Source organism: Pantoea sp. UBA5923, from assembly GCF_002431095.1.
Taxonomy (GTDB): Bacteria; Pseudomonadota; Gammaproteobacteria; order Enterobacterales; family Enterobacteriaceae; genus Pantoea; species Pantoea piersonii.
In genome coordinates this window covers 67,685-86,832 of record NZ_DJDN01000010.1, presented here as the reverse complement: position 1 = coordinate 86,832, position 19,148 = coordinate 67,685, and the positions used below count along the sequence as shown (strand labels likewise).

At 59.6% G+C, this 19,148-nt stretch carries 16 protein-coding genes; 7 read left to right on the top strand and 9 right to left on the bottom strand.

Features of this window, described 5'->3' with window-relative positions; all coding sequences use genetic code 11:
* Window positions 1-398 precede the first annotated feature (398 nt).
* The 3 genes from parC (at window position 399) to ftsP (ending at window position 5,019) form a co-directional block, all read left to right on the top strand.
* Window positions 399-2,672: a DNA topoisomerase IV subunit A gene (gene parC, locus B3797_RS01590; protein ID WP_311783797.1), complete on the top strand. Its 2,274-nt coding sequence runs from the start codon at window positions 399-401 to the stop codon at window positions 2,670-2,672.
* A gap of 46 nt (window positions 2,673-2,718) precedes the next feature.
* Window positions 2,719-3,456, top strand: coding sequence for a 1-acylglycerol-3-phosphate O-acyltransferase (locus B3797_RS01585; protein WP_120454763.1), 738 nt, complete (start codon window positions 2,719-2,721; stop codon window positions 3,454-3,456).
* A gap of 132 nt (window positions 3,457-3,588) precedes the next feature.
* A complete protein-coding gene (ftsP, locus tag B3797_RS01580; protein ID WP_311790204.1) occupies window positions 3,589-5,019 on the top strand; it encodes a cell division protein FtsP in 1,431 nt (476 codons plus the stop codon).
* 44 nt (window positions 5,020-5,063) lie between these two features.
* Here the strand turns inward: ftsP and dkgA are convergent, their stop codons facing one another.
* The gene (dkgA, locus tag B3797_RS01575; protein WP_311783799.1) at window positions 5,064-5,891 is read right to left on the bottom strand and encodes a 2,5-didehydrogluconate reductase DkgA; all 828 of its coding nucleotides are present in this window, start codon (window positions 5,889-5,891) and stop codon (window positions 5,064-5,066) included.
* A 194-nt stretch (window positions 5,892-6,085) separates the two neighbouring features.
* Here dkgA and B3797_RS01570 point away from each other — a divergent pair, with 194 nt between their 5' ends.
* Window positions 6,086-6,994 (top strand): AraC family transcriptional regulator, encoded by a 909-nt coding sequence (locus B3797_RS01570; protein WP_311790203.1) that lies wholly within the window; start codon window positions 6,086-6,088, stop codon window positions 6,992-6,994.
* Window positions 6,995-7,004: 10 nt separating this feature from the next.
* Here the strand turns inward: B3797_RS01570 and B3797_RS01565 are convergent, their stop codons facing one another.
* From B3797_RS01565 to B3797_RS01545, 5 genes are all read right to left on the bottom strand, one after another.
* Complete coding sequence (locus B3797_RS01565; protein ID WP_311783800.1) at window positions 7,005-7,667, bottom strand: DedA family protein; 663 nt, start codon at window positions 7,665-7,667, stop codon at window positions 7,005-7,007.
* A gap of 105 nt (window positions 7,668-7,772) precedes the next feature.
* Complete coding sequence (gene metC, locus B3797_RS01560; RefSeq protein WP_311790202.1) at window positions 7,773-8,963, bottom strand: cystathionine beta-lyase; 1,191 nt, start codon at window positions 8,961-8,963, stop codon at window positions 7,773-7,775.
* A 157-nt stretch (window positions 8,964-9,120) separates the two neighbouring features.
* Complete coding sequence (locus B3797_RS01555) at window positions 9,121-10,407, bottom strand: TRAP transporter large permease (protein ID WP_311790201.1); 1,287 nt, start codon at window positions 10,405-10,407, stop codon at window positions 9,121-9,123.
* 9 nt (window positions 10,408-10,416) lie between these two features.
* Window positions 10,417-10,923 (bottom strand): TRAP transporter small permease, encoded by a 507-nt coding sequence (locus B3797_RS01550; RefSeq protein ID WP_126690317.1) that lies wholly within the window; start codon window positions 10,921-10,923, stop codon window positions 10,417-10,419.
* Between the two features lie 46 nt (window positions 10,924-10,969).
* The gene (locus tag B3797_RS01545) at window positions 10,970-11,947 is read right to left on the bottom strand and encodes a TRAP transporter substrate-binding protein (RefSeq protein WP_311783804.1); all 978 of its coding nucleotides are present in this window, start codon (window positions 11,945-11,947) and stop codon (window positions 10,970-10,972) included.
* A gap of 349 nt (window positions 11,948-12,296) precedes the next feature.
* Here B3797_RS01545 and exbB point away from each other — a divergent pair, with 349 nt between their 5' ends.
* From exbB to B3797_RS01530, 3 genes are all read left to right on the top strand, one after another.
* A complete protein-coding gene (gene exbB / locus B3797_RS01540) occupies window positions 12,297-13,022 on the top strand; it encodes a tol-pal system-associated acyl-CoA thioesterase (RefSeq protein WP_311783960.1) in 726 nt (241 codons plus the stop codon).
* Window positions 13,023-13,025: 3 nt separating this feature from the next.
* On the top strand, window positions 13,026-13,448 hold the full coding sequence (gene exbD, locus B3797_RS01535) for a TonB system transport protein ExbD (RefSeq protein WP_311783805.1): 423 nt from the start codon (window positions 13,026-13,028) through the stop codon (window positions 13,446-13,448).
* A gap of 247 nt (window positions 13,449-13,695) precedes the next feature.
* Window positions 13,696-15,018 (top strand): MFS transporter, encoded by a 1,323-nt coding sequence (locus B3797_RS01530; protein ID WP_311783806.1) that lies wholly within the window; start codon window positions 13,696-13,698, stop codon window positions 15,016-15,018.
* Here B3797_RS01530 and B3797_RS01525 read toward each other — a convergent pair.
* The 3 genes from B3797_RS01525 to B3797_RS01515 are packed head-to-tail and all read right to left on the bottom strand — an operon-like array spanning window position 15,015 to window position 19,129.
* Window positions 15,015-15,989 (bottom strand): spore coat U domain-containing protein, encoded by a 975-nt coding sequence (locus B3797_RS01525; protein WP_311790200.1) that lies wholly within the window; start codon window positions 15,987-15,989, stop codon window positions 15,015-15,017. The genes B3797_RS01530 and B3797_RS01525 overlap by 4 nt on opposite strands.
* Window positions 15,986-18,436, bottom strand: a complete 2,451-nt coding sequence (locus tag B3797_RS01520) for a fimbria/pilus outer membrane usher protein (RefSeq protein ID WP_311790199.1) — start codon at window positions 18,434-18,436, stop codon at window positions 15,986-15,988. The genes B3797_RS01525 and B3797_RS01520 overlap by 4 nt, the downstream gene beginning before the upstream one ends.
* Entirely contained in the window at window positions 18,437-19,129 is a 693-nt protein-coding gene (locus B3797_RS01515; RefSeq protein ID WP_311790198.1) for a molecular chaperone, read from the bottom strand.
* Between the last annotated feature and the right edge of the window lie 19 nt (window positions 19,130-19,148).

Here is a 19,148-nt window from a genome sequence, read left to right as displayed (position 1 = left end):
TTTATTTTGGTAAAACGTCTCGGGATTATTCCTCGTTCTGTTTATTCTGGTGCCAGCAAGCCGTCGCTAAAAAAGTCGTCTCTTATGGAGTATCAATTTAGAAAAGGAGGGCGGCAGCAACAATACTAAATGTTGTCTCTGGAGGCGGACAGAATTAATACGCCAGGCGGAAGGGAATTAAATGCGAGTTTGCTCACACAATAATTCAGGAAATAATTGTGATGGCGCTCCCAATCCGTTTTATTTTTCCAGCCAATGTCACGTTATTTATTGCCAGACGATTCTCATCATCCCCAACGGCTTCCCTGTGACTAAATCCTGCGAATAAGGTACTATTCTCGCCAAATGACCGCCGGATGACTCGCCGTTGCGGGCCACGAAGTGAGGATGCCAGCTTAATGAGCGAAATGACACAGGATGGGGCAGAGCGTCTTGCCCTGCACAAATTTACCGAAAACGCGTATCTGAACTACTCGATGTACGTGATTATGGACCGCGCCTTGCCTTATATCGGCGACGGTCTTAAGCCGGTACAGCGCCGTATCGTTTACGCCATGTCGGAACTCGGTCTGAGCGCCAGCGCCAAATTCAAGAAATCAGCGCGTACCGTGGGCGACGTGCTGGGTAAATATCATCCACACGGCGACAGCGCCTGTTATGAAGCGATGGTGCTGATGGCGCAGCCGTTCTCCTATCGCTATCCGCTGGTGGATGGCCAGGGCAACTGGGGCGCGCCTGACGATCCGAAATCCTTCGCGGCGATGCGTTACACCGAGTCACGCCTCTCAAAATATGCGGAAGTACTGCTCGGCGAGCTGGGCCAGGGCACCGTGGATTTCGTGCCCAATTTCGACGGCACGATGCAGGAACCGAAAATGCTGCCCGCGCGGCTGCCGAATATCCTGCTGAACGGCACCACCGGCATCGCCGTCGGCATGGCGACCGACATCCCGCCGCACAACCTGCGCGAAGTGGCGCAGGCGGCGATCGCCCTGATTGATAAGCCGAACACCAGCCTCGACGCGCTGCTGGATATCGTGCAGGGGCCGGATTACCCCACCGAAGCGGAGATCATTACGCCGCGCGACGAAATCCGTAAAATTTACCAGAACGGCCGCGGCTCCATCCGCCAGCGCGCCGTCTGGAAAAAAGAGGACGGCGAAGTCGTGATCACCGCGCTGCCGCATCAGGTTTCCGGCGCGCGCGTGCTGGAGCAGATCGCTGCGCAGATGCGCAATAAAAAGCTGCCGATGGTAGAGGATCTGCGCGATGAATCGGATCACGAAAACCCGACGCGGCTGGTGATTGTGCCGCGTTCAAATCGCGTGGATCTCGATCAGGTTATGCATCACCTGTTCGCCACCACCGATCTTGAAAAGAGCTATCGCGTTAACCTCAATATGATCGGCCTCGACAACCGTCCGGCGGTAAAAAACCTGCTGGAAATCCTGTCGGAATGGCTGGTATTCCGTCGCGATACCGTCAAGCGCCGTCTTAACCACCGCCTTGAGCGCGTGCTGCGTCGTCTGCATATTCTTGAGGGCTTGCTGGTTGCTTTCCTCAATATCGACGAGGTGATCCATATCATCCGCAGCGAGGATGAGCCTAAGCCGGTGCTGATGTCGCGCTTCGGCATCAGCGAAACCCAGGCGGAAGCGATCCTTGAGCTGAAGCTGCGCCACCTGGCGAAGCTGGAAGAGATGAAGATTCGCGGCGAGCAGAGCGAGCTGGAAAAAGAGCGCGATCAGATTCAGGCGATCCTCGCCTCTGAGCGCAAGATGAATACCCTGCTGAAGAAAGAGCTGCAGACCGACGCCGCCGCCTACGGCGACGACCGCCGTTCGCCGCTGAATGAACGCGAAGAGGCCAAAGCGCTGAGCGAGAACGAGTTGGTGCCGTCCGAGCCGGTCACCATCGTGCTCTCACAGATGGGCTGGGTGCGCAGCGCCAAAGGCCATGATATCGACCCGTCAGGCCTGAGCTATAAAGCGGGTGACAGCTATCTGGCTTCGGCGCGCGGCAAGAGCAACCAGCCGGTCGCCTTTATCGACTCCACCGGACGCAGCTATACGCTCGATCCTACCTCGCTGCCGTCGGCGCGCGGGCAGGGCGAGCCGCTGACCGGCAAGCTGACGCCGCCGCCGGGCGCGGTGGTGGAGCAGGTGTTGATGGAAGCGGAAGAGCAGAAGCTGCTGATGGCGTCTGATGCGGGCTACGGCTTTATCTGCACCTTCGCCGATCTGGTCTCGCGCAATCGCGCCGGTAAAGCGCTGCTGACGCTGCCGGACAACGCGCGCGTGATGACGCCGATGGCGGTGCATCATGAAGATGACATGCTGCTGGCGATTACCCAGGCGGGACGTATGCTGATGTTCCCGGTCGGCGAGCTGCCGCAGATGTCGAAAGGCAAGGGCAACAAGATTATCTCTATTCCTGCGGCGGACGCCGCGGCGGGCAACGACAAACTGGCATGGCTGCTGATTCTGCCGCCGGGCAGCGCCGTCACGCTCTACGTGGGCAAGCGTAAGCTGGTGCTGCGCAGCGAGGAGCTGCAAAAATTCCGCGCCGACCGCGGACGCCGCGGCACGCTGCTGCCGCGCGGCCTGCAGCGTATCGACAAGGTAGAGCTGGATACCCCAGCGCGTGCCGTCAGCGAAGACGGCGAAGCCTGAGCAACGCGGCGGACGCTTTGCTCCGCCGCGCCATAATGAGGGATTTATGTTACTCGTACTGCGTACTATTTTTGTGGTGATCTACTCGATTCTGGTCTGTGTTTTCGGCTGCATCTGGTGCCTGTTTTCGCCGCGTAACCCGCGCCACGTCGCTACCTTTGGCCACCTGTTCGGTCGTCTTTCCGGCGTGTTCGGCGTTAAGGTCGAGCTGCGTAAACCCGCCGGCGCGGAAAACTACGGCAATGCCATCTATATTGCCAACCACCAGAACAACTTTGACATGATTACGGCGGCAAAGATTGTGCAGCCGACGACGGTTACGGTAGGCAAAAAAAGCCTGCTGTGGGTGCCGTTCTTCGGCCTGCTCTACTGGCTGACCGGCAACCTGCTGATCGACCGGGATAACCGCACTAAGGCGCACAGCACCATCGGCCAGCTGGTCGATCAGTTTAAAAAGAAGCGCATCTCGTTCTGGATGTTCCCAGAGGGCACGCGCAGTCGTGGCCGCGGTCTGCTACCTTTTAAAACCGGCGCGTTCCATGCGGCCGTGGCGGCAGGCGTGCCGGTGATCCCGGTGGTGGTTTCCAACACCCACGGCAAGATCAAGCTTAACCGCCTGAATAACGGCCTGGTGATCGTCGAGATGCTGCCGCCTATCGATACCAGCGGCTACACCACGCAGTCAGTGCGCAAGCTGGCCACCCATTGTCGAGAAGTGATGATGGAAAAACTGGAAGCGCTTAACGCCGAAGTCGAGGCGCGCGAAAAAAGCGGTAAACTCTGACCGGCCTGCGTCTCGCCGGCACCTGCATGGATGCACGCGGCGCGCTCTGCCCGCCGCGACGCAACACAGCAATAAATCAAGAATAACAATCGACTGGCGCGCAGGCGCCACGCGTAAAGGGTTTGACGTTCTATGTCTTTCAGCAGACGACAGTTTATCCAGCTTTCTGCTGGCGCGGCGCTTAGCGCAGGTCTCTTGCCTTCAGCGGCGCGCGCCGCCTCCGCGCCCGGCGGCGATACGCCGCTGCCGGTTCCTCCGCTTATCGAATCGCGCCGCGGTCAGCCGCTCTTTCTGACGCTGATGCGCAGCCACTGGTCCTTCCGCGGCGATAATAACAAAGTGCCGGTATGGGGCGTAAACGGCCTCTACCTCGGCCCGACGGTGCGCGTTTACAACGGCGACGACGTCAAGCTGATTTACAGCAACCGTCTTAACGAGCCGGTGGCGATGACCGTCAGCGGCCTGCAGGTGCCGGGCGCGCTAATGGGCGGCGCGCCGCGCATGATGTCCGCTGGCGTCGACTGGGCGCCGGTGCTGCCGATCCGCCAGAACGCTGCTACCTGCTGGTACCACGCCAGCACGCCGAACCGCATGGCGCCGCATATCTATAACGGGCTGGCGGGCATGTGGCTGATTGAGGATGAGGTGAGCAAGCAGCTGCCGCTGCCGCGTCACTACGGCGTGGATGACTTCCCGCTGATTATTCAGGACAAGCGCCTCGATAACTTCGGCACGCCTACCTATGATCCGCCGCATGATGGCGGCTTCCTCGGCGACGTCCTGCTGGTCAACGGCGTGCAAAACCCTTTCGTCGAGGTTTCGCGCGGCTGGGTGCGCCTGCGCCTGCTTAACGCCTCCAACTCGCGCCGCTATCAGATGGCGCTGAGCGATAACCGGCCCTTTACCGTTATTGCCAGCGATCAGGGCTTTCTGCCCGCGCCGGTGGCGGTGCAGCAGCTTTCGCTGGCGCCGGGCGAGCGTCGTGAAGTGCTGGTGGATATGTCGCAGGGCGATGAGGTATCAATTACCGCAGGCACCGCTGCAGGCATTATGGACCGGCTGCGCGGGCTGTTCGAACCTTCTTCCATTCTGACCAATACGCTGGTGCTGACGCTGCGTCCGACCGGCCTGCTGCCGCTGGTGACCGATAATCTGCCGATGCGCCTGCTGGCGGATCAGATCCTCGACGGCATGGCGACGCGCACGCGCGAATTCCGCATCGGCGACGATATGCCGGGCATCAACGGCGCGCGATGGGATATGAACCGCATTGATACCACTGTGCAGCAGGGAACCTTTGAGCGCTGGATCCTGCGCGCCGATCGGCCGCAGGCGATACATATTCAGGGCGCGATGTTCCTGATTAAGAGCGTTAACGGCGCGCAGCCGATGGGCGAAGATCGCGGCTGGAAAGATACCGTCTGGGTAGATGGCGAGGTTGAGCTGCTGGTGAGTTTCCCGCAAAGCTCGTCCGATCATTTCCCCTTTGTCTACTACAGCCAGACGCTGGAGCTGGCCGATCTCGGCACCGCGGGGCAGCTGCTGGTGCAGCCGACGGCGTAAAGCAGGGAAGGGCGCGCTGCCTGTCAGGACAGCGCGCGTAGTGGTTAGCCGTTGAAGGTTTCTGGATCTGGCCCCAGACGTTTGCCGCTGTCCAGCTTCGTGATTTCGCTCAGTTCGGTCTTCTCCAGGCGGAAATCAAATACCGCGAAGTTTTCGGCGATACGCTCAGGCGTTACCGATTTCGGGATCACTACCAGCCCGCTGTCGAGGTGCCAGCGGATCACGATCTGCGCCGGGGTTTTGCCATATTTCTTCGCCAGCTGACGAATAATGTCCTGATCGAAAACGCCTTCACCACCCTGCGCCAGCGGGCTCCATGACTCGGTCTGGATTTGATGCATGGCGTTCCAGGCGTGCAGCGTGCGCTGCTGCAGCATCGGGTGCAGCTCGATCTGGTTCACTACCGGCGAAACGCCAGTCTCGTCCAGCAGGCGTTTCAGGTGCGCTTCATGGAAGTTACAGACGCCGATGCTTTTGGTCAGCCCTTGCTGCTGCAGTTCAATCATCGCTTTCCAGGCGTCAACGTAGTGATCTTTCTCCGGACACGGCCAGTGCATCAGATAGAGATCAACCTGCTCCAGCTGCAGTTTTTTCAGGCTGGTTTCCATCGCCTGCTGCACATTCTGCTGATCGTCATTCCACAGCTTGGTGGTAACGAAAATATCCTCGCGCGGCACATCGGTATCCTGTAACGCCCGGCCGATCGCCTCTTCGTTTTTGTAGGCGGCGGCGGTGTCGATCGAGCGGTAGCCGACCTCCAGCGCCTTAAGCACAGCGCGGTGGGCGTCTTCATTGCTCGCCTGCCACACGCCAAGCCCCAGCTGCGGCATCATATTGCCGTCGTGCAGTTTGATAATCGGTTGATCTGCCATAAGTGCTCCTTTCTGTTGCAGTGAACCTGTGAGGCTTAAGTCTAGTCAACAAACCTGACCCTGTTTTTATTGTGGTCGGCAATTCCGTTTCCCGCCCTGCCTGATCCTGCGGAAGTCTTGCCTGTTTCTCCATTTCAGTGGCGAATTTCGCAGCAGCCTGGCAGACTGGTTTCTTTACCCTGCGAGAGAAATGCATGGCGCACGAAGCTCTGTGTCAGCACCTGGCAAACCAGGTTGTGACCCTAATGACCCATGGACGCAACCGCCTTTGCCCGGTGGAAAACGTTAACCTGATTTACCTAAATCATTATCAGCCGCGCACGCCGGTGATGTATCAGCCCGGTATCGTTATTCTGTTTCAGGGCAGCAAAACCGGTTATCTCGGCAGCACCGTTTTTACCTACGACGCCACCAAATATCTGATGCTGACGGTGCCGCTGCCGGTGGAATGCGAAACCTGGGCGTCGCCGGAGGAGCCTGTCGCGGGGATGTGCCTGACGGTCGATACCGCCAGCCTGCAGGATCTGCTGATTGAGATAGGCGACGATGAAGATTTTCAGCCACAGCCGCAGACCTCGGGCATTCACTCAGCCTCGCTGACCGAACCGATGCTCTGCGCGGCGGAGCGCCTGCTGGACGTGATGGCAAATCCGCGCGACGCGCGCGTGCTGGGGCCGCAAATCGTGCGCGAGATTATCTATTACGTTCTGACCGGGCCGACGGGCGGCGCGCTGCTGTCGCTGGTGAGCCGTCACACCCAGTTCAGCCAGATCGCCCGCGCGCTGCGCCGTATTGAAAACCACTATGCGGATAACCTCAGCGTCGATGCGCTGGCGGCGGAAGTGAATATGAGCGTCTCGGCGTTTCACCATAACTTCAAGGCGGTAACGCAAACCTCGCCGCTGCAGTATCTGAAGCGCTACCGGCTGCATCAGGCGCGGCTGCTGATGTTGCATGACGGGTTAAAAGCGAGCGCGGCGGCAGTACGCGTGGGCTACGAAAGCCCATCGCAATTTTCACGGGAGTTTAAGCGCTATTTCGGCGTGACGCCGGGCGAGGAAGTGAGCCGCGTGCGTCAGACAGTGGCGGAGCCGCAGGCCTGACGCAGCGCGATCACGCCTGTTTCTGTCGACGTTTTTTCCAGATCACCACAATGCTGCCTGCCAGGCCAACAAACAGCAGAACCACCGGCAGCACCATCAGGATCGCCATTACCTGATCTTCATGGCGTTTGATAAAGGGCACCTGGCTGATGCCGTAGCCAAACGTCACGACAATCGCCACCCACAGCAGCCCGCTGAGCCAGTTAAAGAGCTGAAACCGGCCGTTCTGCAGGCCGGAGATGCCCGCCATGGTAGGCAGAATGGTGCGGACGAACGCCAGAAAGCGTCCTACCAGCAGCGCCATCAGGCCGTGTCGGTTAAACAGCTGCCACGCGCGCTGATGATATTGCGCCGGCAGATGCATCAGCCAGCTTTTTACCAGGCGCGTATTGCCGAGCCAGCGTCCCTGTAAATAGCTGAGCCAGCAGCCGAGGCTGGCAGCGGTGGTCAGGATCACCATGGTCGGGAAAAAATCCATCACCCCTTTGGCAACCATCGCGCCCGCCAGCAGCAGCAAACTGTCACCCGGCAAAAAAGAGGCGGGAAGCAGGCCATTTTCCAGAAACAGCGTCAGAAACATGACGCCATAAACTACCCAAACCACATTTGGATCGGCCAGCGCGGCAAAATCCTGATGCCAGAGCGCGTGAACAATCTCGTGTAAAACACTCATCTGCTATCCCATCGAGTCACAAGGAATCTATTTTAGCGGCAATCCGGTAAAGAGATTTGATCTGCGGCCGGTCGCCATTCTGTGGTTGAGGTTATGTTTAAGTTATTACTGCGTCAGGCGGTTAAAGCCTGCCGTTAAATCATCAATCAGGTCTTCAACGTGTTCCAGACCAATATGCAGACGCACCAGGGTTCCGTCAAAGTCTACGCCGCCCGCCGGTCGGATTGCCGCCAGCTCTTCCGGCTGGTTCGCCAGAATAAGCGACTCGTAACCGCCCCATGAATAGGCCATGCTGAAATGGTGGAAGCGATCGAGGTATTGCGCCAGTTTTTCGTCGCTGAGTTTTTCATGCAGCACGAACGAAAACAGGCCGCTGCTGCCGCTGAAATCGCGTTTCCAGAAGGCGTGGCCTTTGCTCTGCGGCAGCGCCGGATGGTTGACGCGCGCCACTTCCGGACGCGTCGTCAGCCACTCCGCCACCTGCAGCGCGCTCGCCTCATGCTGACGCAGGCGCGTAGCGAGGGTGCGCAGGCCGCGGCTCGCCATATAGGCGCTGTCGGCGTCCACCGTCTGGCCCATCAGGTAGGAGTTCTCGCGCAGCTGTTCCCAGCAGCGCGCGTTCGCCACCGCGGTGCCGATCATCGCGTCGCTGTGGCCAATCAGATATTTGGTACCCGCCTGAATTGAAATATCCACGCCATGCGCCAGCGCGTTGAAGAAAAAGCCCGCCGCCCAGGTATTATCCATCATGATCACCGCGTCAGGCGCCTTTGCGCGCACCGCTGCGACAATCGCCGGAATATCCTGTACTTCCATGGTGACAGAGGCGGGTGACTCCAGGAACACCACGCGCGTCTCCGCACGCACCAGCGCGCCGATTTCGCTGCCGATAGTGTGGTCGTAGAAGGTAGTGGTAACGCCAAGTTTGCTGAGGATTTTGGTGCAGAAGTCCTGCGTCGGCTCATAGACCGCGCCGCACATCAGCACGTGATCGCCCGCGTCAACAAAAGAGAGAATGGCGTTCGCCACCGCTGCCGCGCCGCAGGGGTAGAGCACGCAGCCCGCGCCGCCTTCCAGCTCGGTCATCGCTTCCTGCAGCGAGAAGTGGGTCAGGGTGCCGCGACGGCCATAAAAGAGTTCCCCGGTAGCGCGTCCCGCCGTGGCGCGTTTCTTATCGGCGACGGTGTCAAAAACCAGGGAAGAGGCGCGCTGGATTACGCTGTTGACCGCGCCCTGAGTGTAACGTTTGCTGCGTCCCGCGCTGACTAAGGTGGTATCTATTTTTTTGGTCGTCATTCGTGTCTGCTCTGCCGCCTGCTACAAAGCCTTCACGTTACCACGAATTGCCGTTCAGGGTTGACCCCAAATCCTGATATTCAGAACCTGTCCGACAGCGGAAAGCGCGCGGCGGCGCGGCGCGTGAGAAGGCCGGGCCGCCACGCCTTTCAGCGCGTTACATCACTCCCATCAAATGTGGCAGCCACAGCGAGAGGGCGGGAATATAGGTGATCAGCATCAGCACCAGAAACAACATGACGTAGAAAGGCAGCATTGCGCCTACCACCTGCTCAATCTTCTGCTTGCTTACCGCGCTGGCGACAAACAGCACCGTCCCCACCGGCGGAGTAATCAGCCCGATGCCGAGGTTGGTCATCATGATCATGCCGAAGTGCACCGGATCGATGCCCAGCGTGGTCGCCACCGGCAGCAGCACTGGCGTCAGGATAAGGATAATCGGCGCCATATCCATCAGCGTGCCGATAACCAGCAGCAGCAGGTTGATGCACATCAGAATGACGTATTTGTTATCCGACAGGCTGGTAAAGGCGTCGGTGATAATGGTCGGCAGCTGCATAAAGGTCATCACCGCGCCGAAGCCCGCCGCAAAAGCGATCAGCACCATCACGATAGTCACCGTCTTGATGGTGCGGAACAGCAGGATATGCAGCTGGGTCCACTTAAAGTCGCGGTAAATAAACATGGTGACGAAAAAGGCCCAGAGACAGGCGATAGCGGCCGATTCCGACGCGGTAAAGATGCCGGACAGGATGCCGCCCAGGATGATCACGATGGTAAAGAGGCCCCAGAAGGCGTCAAAGAAGATCTTCACCGCCTGGCGAAACGGAATGCGTTCCCCCTTGGGGTATCCCCGCTTGCGCGCGAAAGCGAGGCACATCACCATCAGGCAGAAACCCAGCAGCAGGCCTGGAAAGATGCCGGCGACGAACAGGGAGGAGATGGTCACCACGCCGCCGGTCGCCAGCGAATAGATCACCGAGTTATGACTGGGTGGCGTCAGCACCGCCTGCACCGAGCCGCTGGCGGTGACCGCCGCGGCAAAGTCGCGCGGATACCCCTTCTGCTCCATTTGCGGAATCATCACCGAACCAATCGAGGCGGTATCCGCCACCGACGAGCCGGAAATCGCGCCGAAAAAGGTTGAGGCGACAATATTCACCAGCGACAGCCCGCCGCGAATAAAGCCGACAAAGATATAGGCGAAATTAACCAGCCGTCGCGCAATGCCGCCTTCCGCCATAATCGCGCCCGCCAGAATAAAGAAGGGAATGGTGAGCAGCGAAAACTTATTAACGCCGTTGGTGATCTGAATCACCACCGCCTCCAGCGGCAGATCGATCCACCATGCGCCGATAAAGGCGCTGAGGCCCACAGCGAAGGCGACGGGAAAGCCCAACAGCAGCAGCACAACCAGGCTGCCGATCAACATCAATGCGTCCATGGTCGCTCCTTAATGGGTGCCGCCTAAAACCACCACTGGCCGCTGGCTTTGATCGCCGTTCAGCAGCCGCTCAATCACGAACAACAGGGTAAACAGCGCGCCGATGGGGATCGGCAAATACATCTCGCCGTAGGTCACCGCTGGCAGCGAGGCGAGCGGCTGGATCCACATCGCCAGGCAGAGGTTATAGCTCGCCTGAAAGATCACCAGGCAGGTCGCGACCATCAGCAGATCGCACAGGCGCAGCATCAGCCGCTGCGCGGTGGGCGGCAGGCGATCCGTCACCATCGAGACGCAGATATGCGTACCGGCGCGGAAACCCACCGGCGCGCCGATAAAGGTAAAAATAATCATGCAGACAATGGCGACCGGCTCGGGCCACGCCAGCGCGCCGTTTAATACATAGCGGGCGAAAATGCCGATGGGGATCACCGTCACCATCACCAGCAGCGCGACGGCGGCGATGCCCATGCACAGCAGATAGAGCCCATCCATCAGACGAGAGTATCGGGTCATATGCGTTACCTGAATAACGCCGCGTCGAATGCGCGGCGGTGAGGGGTTATTTAACGTCGGCTATTTGCTTCATCAGTTCGCTGTATGCGCCGCCAAACCGATCGCGAACCGGCTGCGTGGCTTTCATAAAGTAGTCCCGGTCGGTCTCCTGAAAGGTGACGCCGCCCGCTTTCATCTTCTCGATCGACTGTTGGGTGTAGGTTGCCCACAGCTGGCGCTCCTCATCTTGCGCCTCTTTGCCAAGCTTCTTCAGCAGCGTCTGATCCTCCGGCGACAGGCGCGCCCATGAGGTTTTTGAGAAGAGGATCATCTCCGGTTGGATAAAGTGGCCGGTCAGGGTGTAGAACTTCGCTACCGGCAGGTAGTTATGCGCGACGAAGGTGGGCGGATTGTTCTCCGTACCGTCCACCACGCCGGTCTGCATGGCGCTAAATACTTCGCTGACCCCCATCGCCACCGGGTTCGCTCCCATCGCCTTCAGCGTCGCCAGCGAAATGGCGCTGTTCTGCACGCGGATCTTCATCCCTTTAAGATCCTCTGGTTTGCTGAGCGGTTTTTTGGTGATCATGTTGCGCTCGCCCGCGTCGGTCCAGCCGAGGAACACCATACGCGCGTTGGCATCGGCGTCGAACTTGTCGACGATCTGTTTGCCGACCTCGCCGTCCAGCACCTTATGCATATGCTCGACGTCGCGAAAGACGTAGGGCAGCGTCAGCACGCTGGTTTCGGGCGCGATGGTGGTGACCGGCGCCAGCGAGACGCGGATCATATCGATCGCGCCGAGCTGCACCTGCTGCAGCGTTTGATCTTCATCGCCCAGCACCCCGCCCGCATAGACTTTCATCTCCAGGCGTCCGCTGGTGGCCTGTTTCAGCTTGTCGCCCATATGCTGCAGCGCCACGACGGTGGGGTAGCCGGCGGGCTGAACCTCCGCCACTTTTAATACCTTCGCCGACGCCGACGTCGCGCTCAGAGCAAGCGCAGCGGAGACGGAAGCGGCAAGGATCCATTTATTCATTCTCATTATTTTCTCCAGGCAGGTAGAGGAGGGCACAGGTATTGCGCGGCAGAGGAGGCGGCCCGCGTGTTGCCAGAATAGGCAAAAAGAGCTGTCTGAAAATGCGGCAATGTGAATTGAATGAACAAGCTCACATTTTGAAACGATGTTTTAATAAAATTATACAGGAAATCACATTTCTGAAATTGGCCTGAAAAGCGTCATAAAAAAGCAGTAACGATCGGGTAAAACCGGGCTGAGGTTTGTAAATAGTAATGAGAACTACTATCAATTCGCTCGTTTTTTGCTATTATTCGCGCTTATCCATTATTCCTGCATATGAAGTTGGAGACGCAGCGTGGTAGCCAGTGACTTGATGCAAACGGATCTCTCTGTTTGGGGCATGTATCAACATGCTGATATCGTGGTAAAAGTGGTAATGATCGGCCTGTTGCTGGCGTCGGTCGTGACCTGGGCGATTTTTTTTGGAAAGTATGCCGAGCTTAGCGCGGCAAAACGCCGATTAAAAAGCGAGCAGCTGGCGCTGGGCGAAGCCCGTAACTTAGGCGACGCCGCCCGTGTTGCCGCGCAGTTCAAAAGCCACAGCCACAGCGCCGTCCTGCTTAATGACGCGCAAAACGAGATTGAACTCTCTGCGGGCGCTGAGGATACCGACGGTATCAAAGAGCGCACCAGCTTCCGCCTTGAGCGCCGCGTCGCCGCCTTCAGCCGCCACGCCGGACGCGGTAACGGCTTCCTCGCCACTATCGGTTCCGTCGCACCCTTTATCGGCCTGTTTGGTACGGTGTGGGGCATTATGAACAGCTTTATCGGCATTGCGCAGACGCAGACCACCAACCTGGCGGTCGTCGCTCCCGGCATTGCCGAAGCGCTGCTGGCGACCGCCATCGGTCTGGTCGCGGCGATCCCTGCGGTGGTGATCTACAACGTCTTTGCACGCATGATTGCGGGCTATAAAGCGTCGCTGGGCGACGTGGCTGCGCAGATCCTGCTGTTGCAGAGCCGTGATATCGACCTGGGCAACCTTAACGCGAAAAGCGCTGACGCCCGTCCGACCGCTCAGAAATTACGCGTAGGTTAAGTCATGGCGATGCGATTAAACGACGACCTGGAAAGCGATGGCGAAATGCATGAAATCAACGTAACGCCGTTTATCGACGTTATGCTGGTTCTGCTGATCATCTTTATGGTGGCCGCGCCGCTGGCGACCGTGGATGTTCGCGTTAATCTGCCCGCCTCGACCAGCGCGCCGCAGCCGCGGCCGGAGAAGCCGGTCTACCTGTCGATCAAGGCCGACAAGCAGCTCTTTATCGGCAACGATCAGGTTACGCCGGAAACGCTGGTCAACGCGCTGAACAGCCAGACTGAAGGCAATAAAGAGACCACCATCTTCTTCCAGGCTGACAAGTCGGTGGATTATGAAACCCTGATGAGCGTGATGGATAAGCTGCGCGCCGCGGGGTATCTCAAGATTGGCCTGATGGGCATGGAAACCGCCGCGAAATAAGCGGGCACGCGTCTAAAAATTGAAAAGGGCAGCCAGGCGGCTGCCCTTTTTGTTTGAAGCCGCGAGGGCCAGCCCGGCAGTGAGGAGAAAGGGATACCGCGGCGTTTAATGGTGAATTATGCTGTATAATTGCGAGGTTAATTATTTGTTACTTTTGGTTTCATGATTGTAAAGTGCAATGGTGAGGCAGGTCACATTATTCCCGGCTCAGGCAGGCTAAAAGGGGAAAAAAACGCAGGAAGCCACTATGAGCCACACTTCGCCTTTACAAAAGCCTCAGGGCAGCGCCCGAACCATCTTTAACGTTACCAGCGGTAACTTCCTTGAAATGTATGACTTTATGGTGTTTGGCTACTACGCCACCGCCATATCGAAAACCTTCTTCCCCGGCGACGATCCATTCGCCTCCCTGATGTTAACCCTGATGACCTTCGGCGCTGGCTTCTTAATGCGGCCGCTGGGCGCCATCGTGCTTGGCGCCTATATCGACCATCACGGGCGGCGTAAAGGGCTGCTGTTAACGCTGGGGCTGATGGCGATAGGCACGCTCACCATCGCAGTGGTGCCGGGCTACGCTACGCTGGGTGCCGCCGCGCCGATCCTCATCCTGCTGGGCCGTCTGCTACAGGGATTCTCTGCCGGGGTAGAGCTGGGCGGCGTCTCTGTCTATCTGGCGGAGGTCGCGCCGAAAGGGCGTAAGGGCTTTTTCGTTAGCTGGCAGTCAGGCAGTCAGCAGATTGCGGTGATTTTCGCCGCGCTGCTCGGCCTGCTGCTTAACCACCTGCTGGCAAAAGAGGCGGTAACGGACTGGGGCTGGCGTATTCCTTTCTTTATCGGCTGTATGATCGTGCCGTTTCTGTTCTGGATCCGCCGTATGCTGGAAGAGACCGAAGCCTTTAGCCAGCGCAAACATCATCCCAGCATGCGGGAGATTATGCGCTCGCTGGCGAGCAACTGGGCGCTGGTGCTGGCGGGGATGCTGATGGTGGTCACCACCACCGTGATGTTCTATATGATCACCGCCTTTACGCCTACCTTCGGCAAAACCGTACTGATGATGAGCGACAAAGAGAGCTTTCTGGTTACGCTGTGCGTCGGCATCTCTAATCTGTTCTGGCTGCCGGTGATGGGCGCGCTGTCGGACCGTATCGGCCGCCGACCGCTGTTGATTGCCTTTACGCTGCTGATGATCGTCACTACCTGGCCGGTGCTGCACTGGCTGGTGGGATCGCCGACCTTTGCCCATCTGATGGAAGCTGAGCTGTGGCTCTCGTTCCTCTACGCCAGCTACAACGGTGCGATGGTGGTCTATCTGGCGGAGATTATGCCTGCTGAAGTGCGTGCCTCCGGCTTCTCGCTCGCCTATAGCCTGGCGACCGCGCTGTTCGGCGGCTTTACGCCCGCTATCTCCAGCTATCTGATCCACGCCACCGGCGATAAAGCGATGCCCGGCGTATGGCTCACTTTCGCCGCCGTTTGCGGTCTGATCGGCACGCTGCTGATTGGCCGCATGGTCAAACAGTATCGCGCGCGCCGCAGCACCACTACTGCCGCTGGCGCCTCAATCTAAAACGACACATCCACCACCACGCTGTCCGTGTAGTTTCCTGCGGGCGGCGTGGTCTGCGTGGTAAGTATGCGCGCGGTATAGTTATAGCCGCGCGTCAGTCCATCCGTACTGACGCTGGTGGCGCTGGTGCTGCTGTAGCGCTCGGTGCCGCTCGGCCCCCAGCGGTTGCTGCTGGTCCCCTTGTAAATCTCATAGCTCAAACGGTTAGCGCCGCTCGCCATCTGGCGCTGCGTACCGTTGACGTAGCTGCCGTTGCTTAATCCCACCGTGTAGGTGCTGCCTTTGCTGCATACCACGTTAATCGTCTGCGAGACGGCGGAAAAACTGCCGACCAGCGGCGCGCTGCCAAAGCTGATATTGGGCGCGGTAATGGTGGTGCAGTCATTGGTGACGACCATGGTGACGGTGATAGGGATCACGCCGCTGCCGCTCTGCGGCGACAGGCAGATATTGCCGACGCCGATGCTGGTGCAGACGTTATAGGTTACTGCCACGTTAAGCGTAACGGTATAGGTGCCGGCGGCGACCGTCTGACCCGGTACGGTACGCAGATAGACTGGAATAGCGAAGTTAAGGCTGCCCAGCAGCCCGGCGAGATTCGCCAGCACCGACTGGCTGAAAACATGGGCAGCACCGCCGATAGTCAGCTCAGTTGCGCAGGTGCTGTCGACGCAGAGCTGGACGGGAATATTATCCGTACCGGTATCGCCGCTGCGCTTAAGGGTGCCGCGCGTGCCGCTGACGTTGGTGGCGCCGGTAAGCTGAAAGGTGATCTGGTTATTGCCCAGCAGAGAAAGCGACGAGCCGGCTCCGCAGTTAACGTTGGCGTTGGTTGAGGTCGCCTCTGCCGTACTGTTCACCACGAAGGTGGAGACCGAGCCAAAGCTGGCGGTCGAGCTGGGCAGAGTACAGGCGGCGCGCGACAGTATCGGGAAAAGCATCAGCAGCGTCAGCAGCAGCATTTTTTTCATGGGGTAATCCCTGAGGTGGCGTTATCGGGGCCGGGAGTCGGCGCGCCCGCCGGTCGCGGCGGCAGCGGGCAGGTGATCGGGCCATAGGTTTTCAGCGCCTGCGGCTGGCCGCTGGCGATAGTCAGCTCGGCGCTACAGGTGCGGCCGTCCGGCGTGGCGACGCGAAGCGGATTGCTGGCGCGCAGGTTTTCCAGCCAGGCGATGCCGTCCCAGCCGACATACTCGGTCGCCTGTCCCTCGCGCAGCACCTGGCTGGAGACCGGCAGCGGCTGGCCGTCCGCATCTTGCAGGATCACGCTGGCGGAGCGCAGCTTCTCTACCGGAAAATGCAGCAGGTAGCCGCTCTGTCGTTTTACCGCGAAACGCTGTTCGACCTTCGGCGTCGTCATATCGGCGGGCAGATCGAGCGTATCGATATCGTACTTCGCCGGATAATAACTGCTGACCGAAGGCACCAGCAGGTAGCCGTTGCGGTCAGTGCGCCCCATCGACTGATTTTCATAGCGCACATTGACGTCGGGATAGCTGGTTTTCACCACCACAAAGGCGTCGTTGATACCGTTGGCGGCAAATACCTGGCTGTCCATCAGCACCAGCGAGCCGGTGAGATCCGCCCACTGGGTGCTGTAGCCGTCGTCGCCATAGAAGCCTGCGGAGGTGTCAATTTTATTATTACGCCAGCGCAGGCTCGCCTGGCGATAATCGCCGCTGTCGCCGCCCTGATTAGCCCAGGAGGCGTCCCAGGCGAAGCCGCCGTCGCTTGGCATTGAGCGCGACAGGTAGAGGCGCTGATTGTTTTCGCCCTGCTGGTCGCGCTCCATGCTGACCGAGGCGCTGCCGTGTTCGCCGAACGGGATCACCAGCGACATCGCGCCGCTCCAGGCGCCCTGCTGCTGGTCACGACTGGCGGAGAGATAGAGGCTGGCGTTGCCCCACAGCGTTTTGCTCCACGAAAGGTTGAGCAGCCGCGTGTGCTGGCCGTCGCCGCCGCTGATATCGATATAGGCCGCGCCGAGGCTGCCGTACTGGCTCAGCGACACGCTGGCGTTGTACTGGGCGCTGCGACGCGCCAGGCTGTAAGTAGTATTGCTGGTGTTGCCGTTGCCGGTACGGCTGCTGAGCAGCGCCAGATTGCCGAATTCGCGACTGCGCAACGTATGCTGCGTGCCGATGCTGAACCAGCTGTTGTTGTACTGGTAGCCCCAGCTGTACTGTGTTCCGGCCGCGCCGTTCATCTGGCTCTGCGCCAGCGCGCCGTTCAGCACGCCCAGGCTGCCGATGCGAAACATCGCGCCCGCGCCGCCCATCGCCAGAGCGTCGCCGCCTTCAGCATGGGTTTCCAGCGTCAGCCAGTCGGTCGCGCCGTAGCGCAGCGAGCCGCTGGCCGCCGCATTGCCGTAATCAACGTTCTTAATGCCGTAGTTGTTGCGGAACGCGCCGGCGGAAAAAGAGTAGTCGCTCAGGCCCGCTTTCAGCAGCGAGCTGGAAACATAGAACGGCAGCGTCGTCGTTACCCGGCGTCCCACCGCGTCGGTGGTGGTAATAACCGCATCGCCTGCGCCGTTGACAAAGGGCACGTTGGTTAGCGACCAGGGGCCAGGCTGCACGTTCGCCTGGCTGGACTGATAGCCGTTGATAAAGAGATCGACGGTAGAGGGCACCGCCGCCTGGCCGGAAAACGCCGGCAGCGGATAGGTTACGAGATCGGGCCGCACGCTAAAATCGCGGCCGACCTGTATCCCGCCGAGACGCACGCTGTTGCTCCAGCTCAGCGCATCGGTAGTGAGATCGCCGACGCGCCAGCTAATCACATTGTTCTCATCCTCGTTGCTCCACCAGGTGTCGTAGCGGATATAGCCGTCCTCCTGCGCGGGAGCGCGGCCTTCCATCTGCTGCTGCCAGACGCCGTTGCTGGAAAACTGGCCTGCAGAACCGAAGAGGCGCAGTTCGTTCCAGGCTGACAGCCGCGTGCCAGCTTTGGTGGTGCGCGTGGCGTAGAGGTCGTAATTAAACAGCGCCCCGGTGGAGGTGCGGCCAGGGTAGCGCGGCCCGTTTTGCGCTTCGCCGATCACCTGGCCCGGCAGCCACGCGGGCGGCACCGTTAACAGCAGGCGCTGACGCCGATCGTCGTAGTCCGCTTTTACCTCATTCCAGCGGCTGACGTCGACCAGCTGCGGGTCCGGCAGCTTTTCGGCCGGGATGCCGGCGCGCTGCAAATCGCCCGCGCGCACCAGCAAGCGGCCCTCGCGTCGCTCTACCGGCACGATAGCGCCGTTTTCGCGCTGATTGACCACCAGTTCCAGCATATAGCGCTGCTGTTCGCCGCTGCTCTCCAGCGACGGCGGTGGCGGCAGAGACGAAAAAGTCTCCGCCAGCGCGGCGGCAGGCGTCAGGCAGGCGCAGACGCTGGCCACCGCCAGCGCGCAGGGGTGAAGAGTCCTCTGCATTTAGCGGCTGGACGCGCTGCGCCATTCACCGGCATTGGTATCCGCCGTCAGCTGGCCGCTGACTGCATTTTTCAGCGGCCAGCGGTTTTCGCTGTGCGCCAGCACGTAGCCGAACAGGCCGTCGCCCAGTTTGCGTCCGCCGAGGGTGACGTTGCTAAGGCGCGCGTGGCCACTGCCCCGGTTGGTGAGCAGCAGCCAGGACTTTCCGCCCTCGCTGACCTGCCGCCAGCTCAGCGCCGGCTTCGCCGCATCGCGCGTCAGCCCGTCGCCATAGACAAACAGCGGTACCGAGTAGCGCATCTGAAAATTAAGGCCCGCCTGGTTTTCGCCCGGCGTGCGCGGCGTCGGGATCTCGTCGAGCACTACGCGGTACGCCAGCTCCTGGCCCGCGGCAGGCGGCGTCTGTTTAATCAGGCGCACCAGCTGCTTTTGCCCAGGCTCAATGCGCACCAGCGGCGGGCTGGCAACGACGCTCTGCTGCGTGGCGTACTGCTCTTTGCCGCCGACCTGCTGCCAGCTAAAGATGCGTATCTGCATCAGCGTGGTGGCGTTGCCGCGATTCTCCAGCCACAGCTCGCTGGCTTTTTCATCCGGGTTGATGCTGGGATCGATAGGCCAAATCATCAGCGAATTCGCTGCCTGGGCGCTGGTCGCCAGCAGGGAAACAAGGAACAACAGGGCGCGCATCATCATCTTTCTCCTTTAAGCATGC

Excerpts from the sequence above, each read along its gene's own strand:
- parC (WP_311783797.1), top strand. The coding sequence starts at position 399 with ATGAGCGAAATGACACAGGATGGGGCAGAGCGTCTTGCCCTGCACAAA.
- B3797_RS01585 (WP_120454763.1), top strand. The coding sequence starts at position 2,719 with ATGTTACTCGTACTGCGTACTATTTTTGTGGTGATCTACTCGATTCTG.
- ftsP (WP_311790204.1), top strand. The coding sequence starts at position 3,589 with ATGTCTTTCAGCAGACGACAGTTTATCCAGCTTTCTGCTGGCGCGGCG.
- dkgA (WP_311783799.1), bottom strand. The coding sequence starts at position 5,891 with ATGGCAGATCAACCGATTATCAAACTGCACGACGGCAATATGATGCCG.
- B3797_RS01570 (WP_311790203.1), top strand. The coding sequence starts at position 6,086 with ATGGCGCACGAAGCTCTGTGTCAGCACCTGGCAAACCAGGTTGTGACC.
- B3797_RS01565 (WP_311783800.1), bottom strand. The coding sequence starts at position 7,667 with ATGAGTGTTTTACACGAGATTGTTCACGCGCTCTGGCATCAGGATTTT.
- metC (WP_311790202.1), bottom strand. The coding sequence starts at position 8,963 with ATGACGACCAAAAAAATAGATACCACCTTAGTCAGCGCGGGACGCAGC.
- B3797_RS01555 (WP_311790201.1), bottom strand. The coding sequence starts at position 10,407 with ATGGACGCATTGATGTTGATCGGCAGCCTGGTTGTGCTGCTGCTGTTG.
- B3797_RS01550 (WP_126690317.1), bottom strand. The coding sequence starts at position 10,923 with ATGACCCGATACTCTCGTCTGATGGATGGGCTCTATCTGCTGTGCATG.
- B3797_RS01545 (WP_311783804.1), bottom strand. The coding sequence starts at position 11,947 with ATGAGAATGAATAAATGGATCCTTGCCGCTTCCGTCTCCGCTGCGCTT.
- exbB (WP_311783960.1), top strand. The coding sequence starts at position 12,297 with ATGCAAACGGATCTCTCTGTTTGGGGCATGTATCAACATGCTGATATC.
- exbD (WP_311783805.1), top strand. The coding sequence starts at position 13,026 with ATGGCGATGCGATTAAACGACGACCTGGAAAGCGATGGCGAAATGCAT.
- B3797_RS01530 (WP_311783806.1), top strand. The coding sequence starts at position 13,696 with ATGAGCCACACTTCGCCTTTACAAAAGCCTCAGGGCAGCGCCCGAACC.
- B3797_RS01525 (WP_311790200.1), bottom strand. The coding sequence starts at position 15,989 with ATGAAAAAAATGCTGCTGCTGACGCTGCTGATGCTTTTCCCGATACTG.
- B3797_RS01520 (WP_311790199.1), bottom strand. The coding sequence starts at position 18,436 with ATGCAGAGGACTCTTCACCCCTGCGCGCTGGCGGTGGCCAGCGTCTGC.
- B3797_RS01515 (WP_311790198.1), bottom strand. The coding sequence starts at position 19,129 with ATGATGATGCGCGCCCTGTTGTTCCTTGTTTCCCTGCTGGCGACCAGC.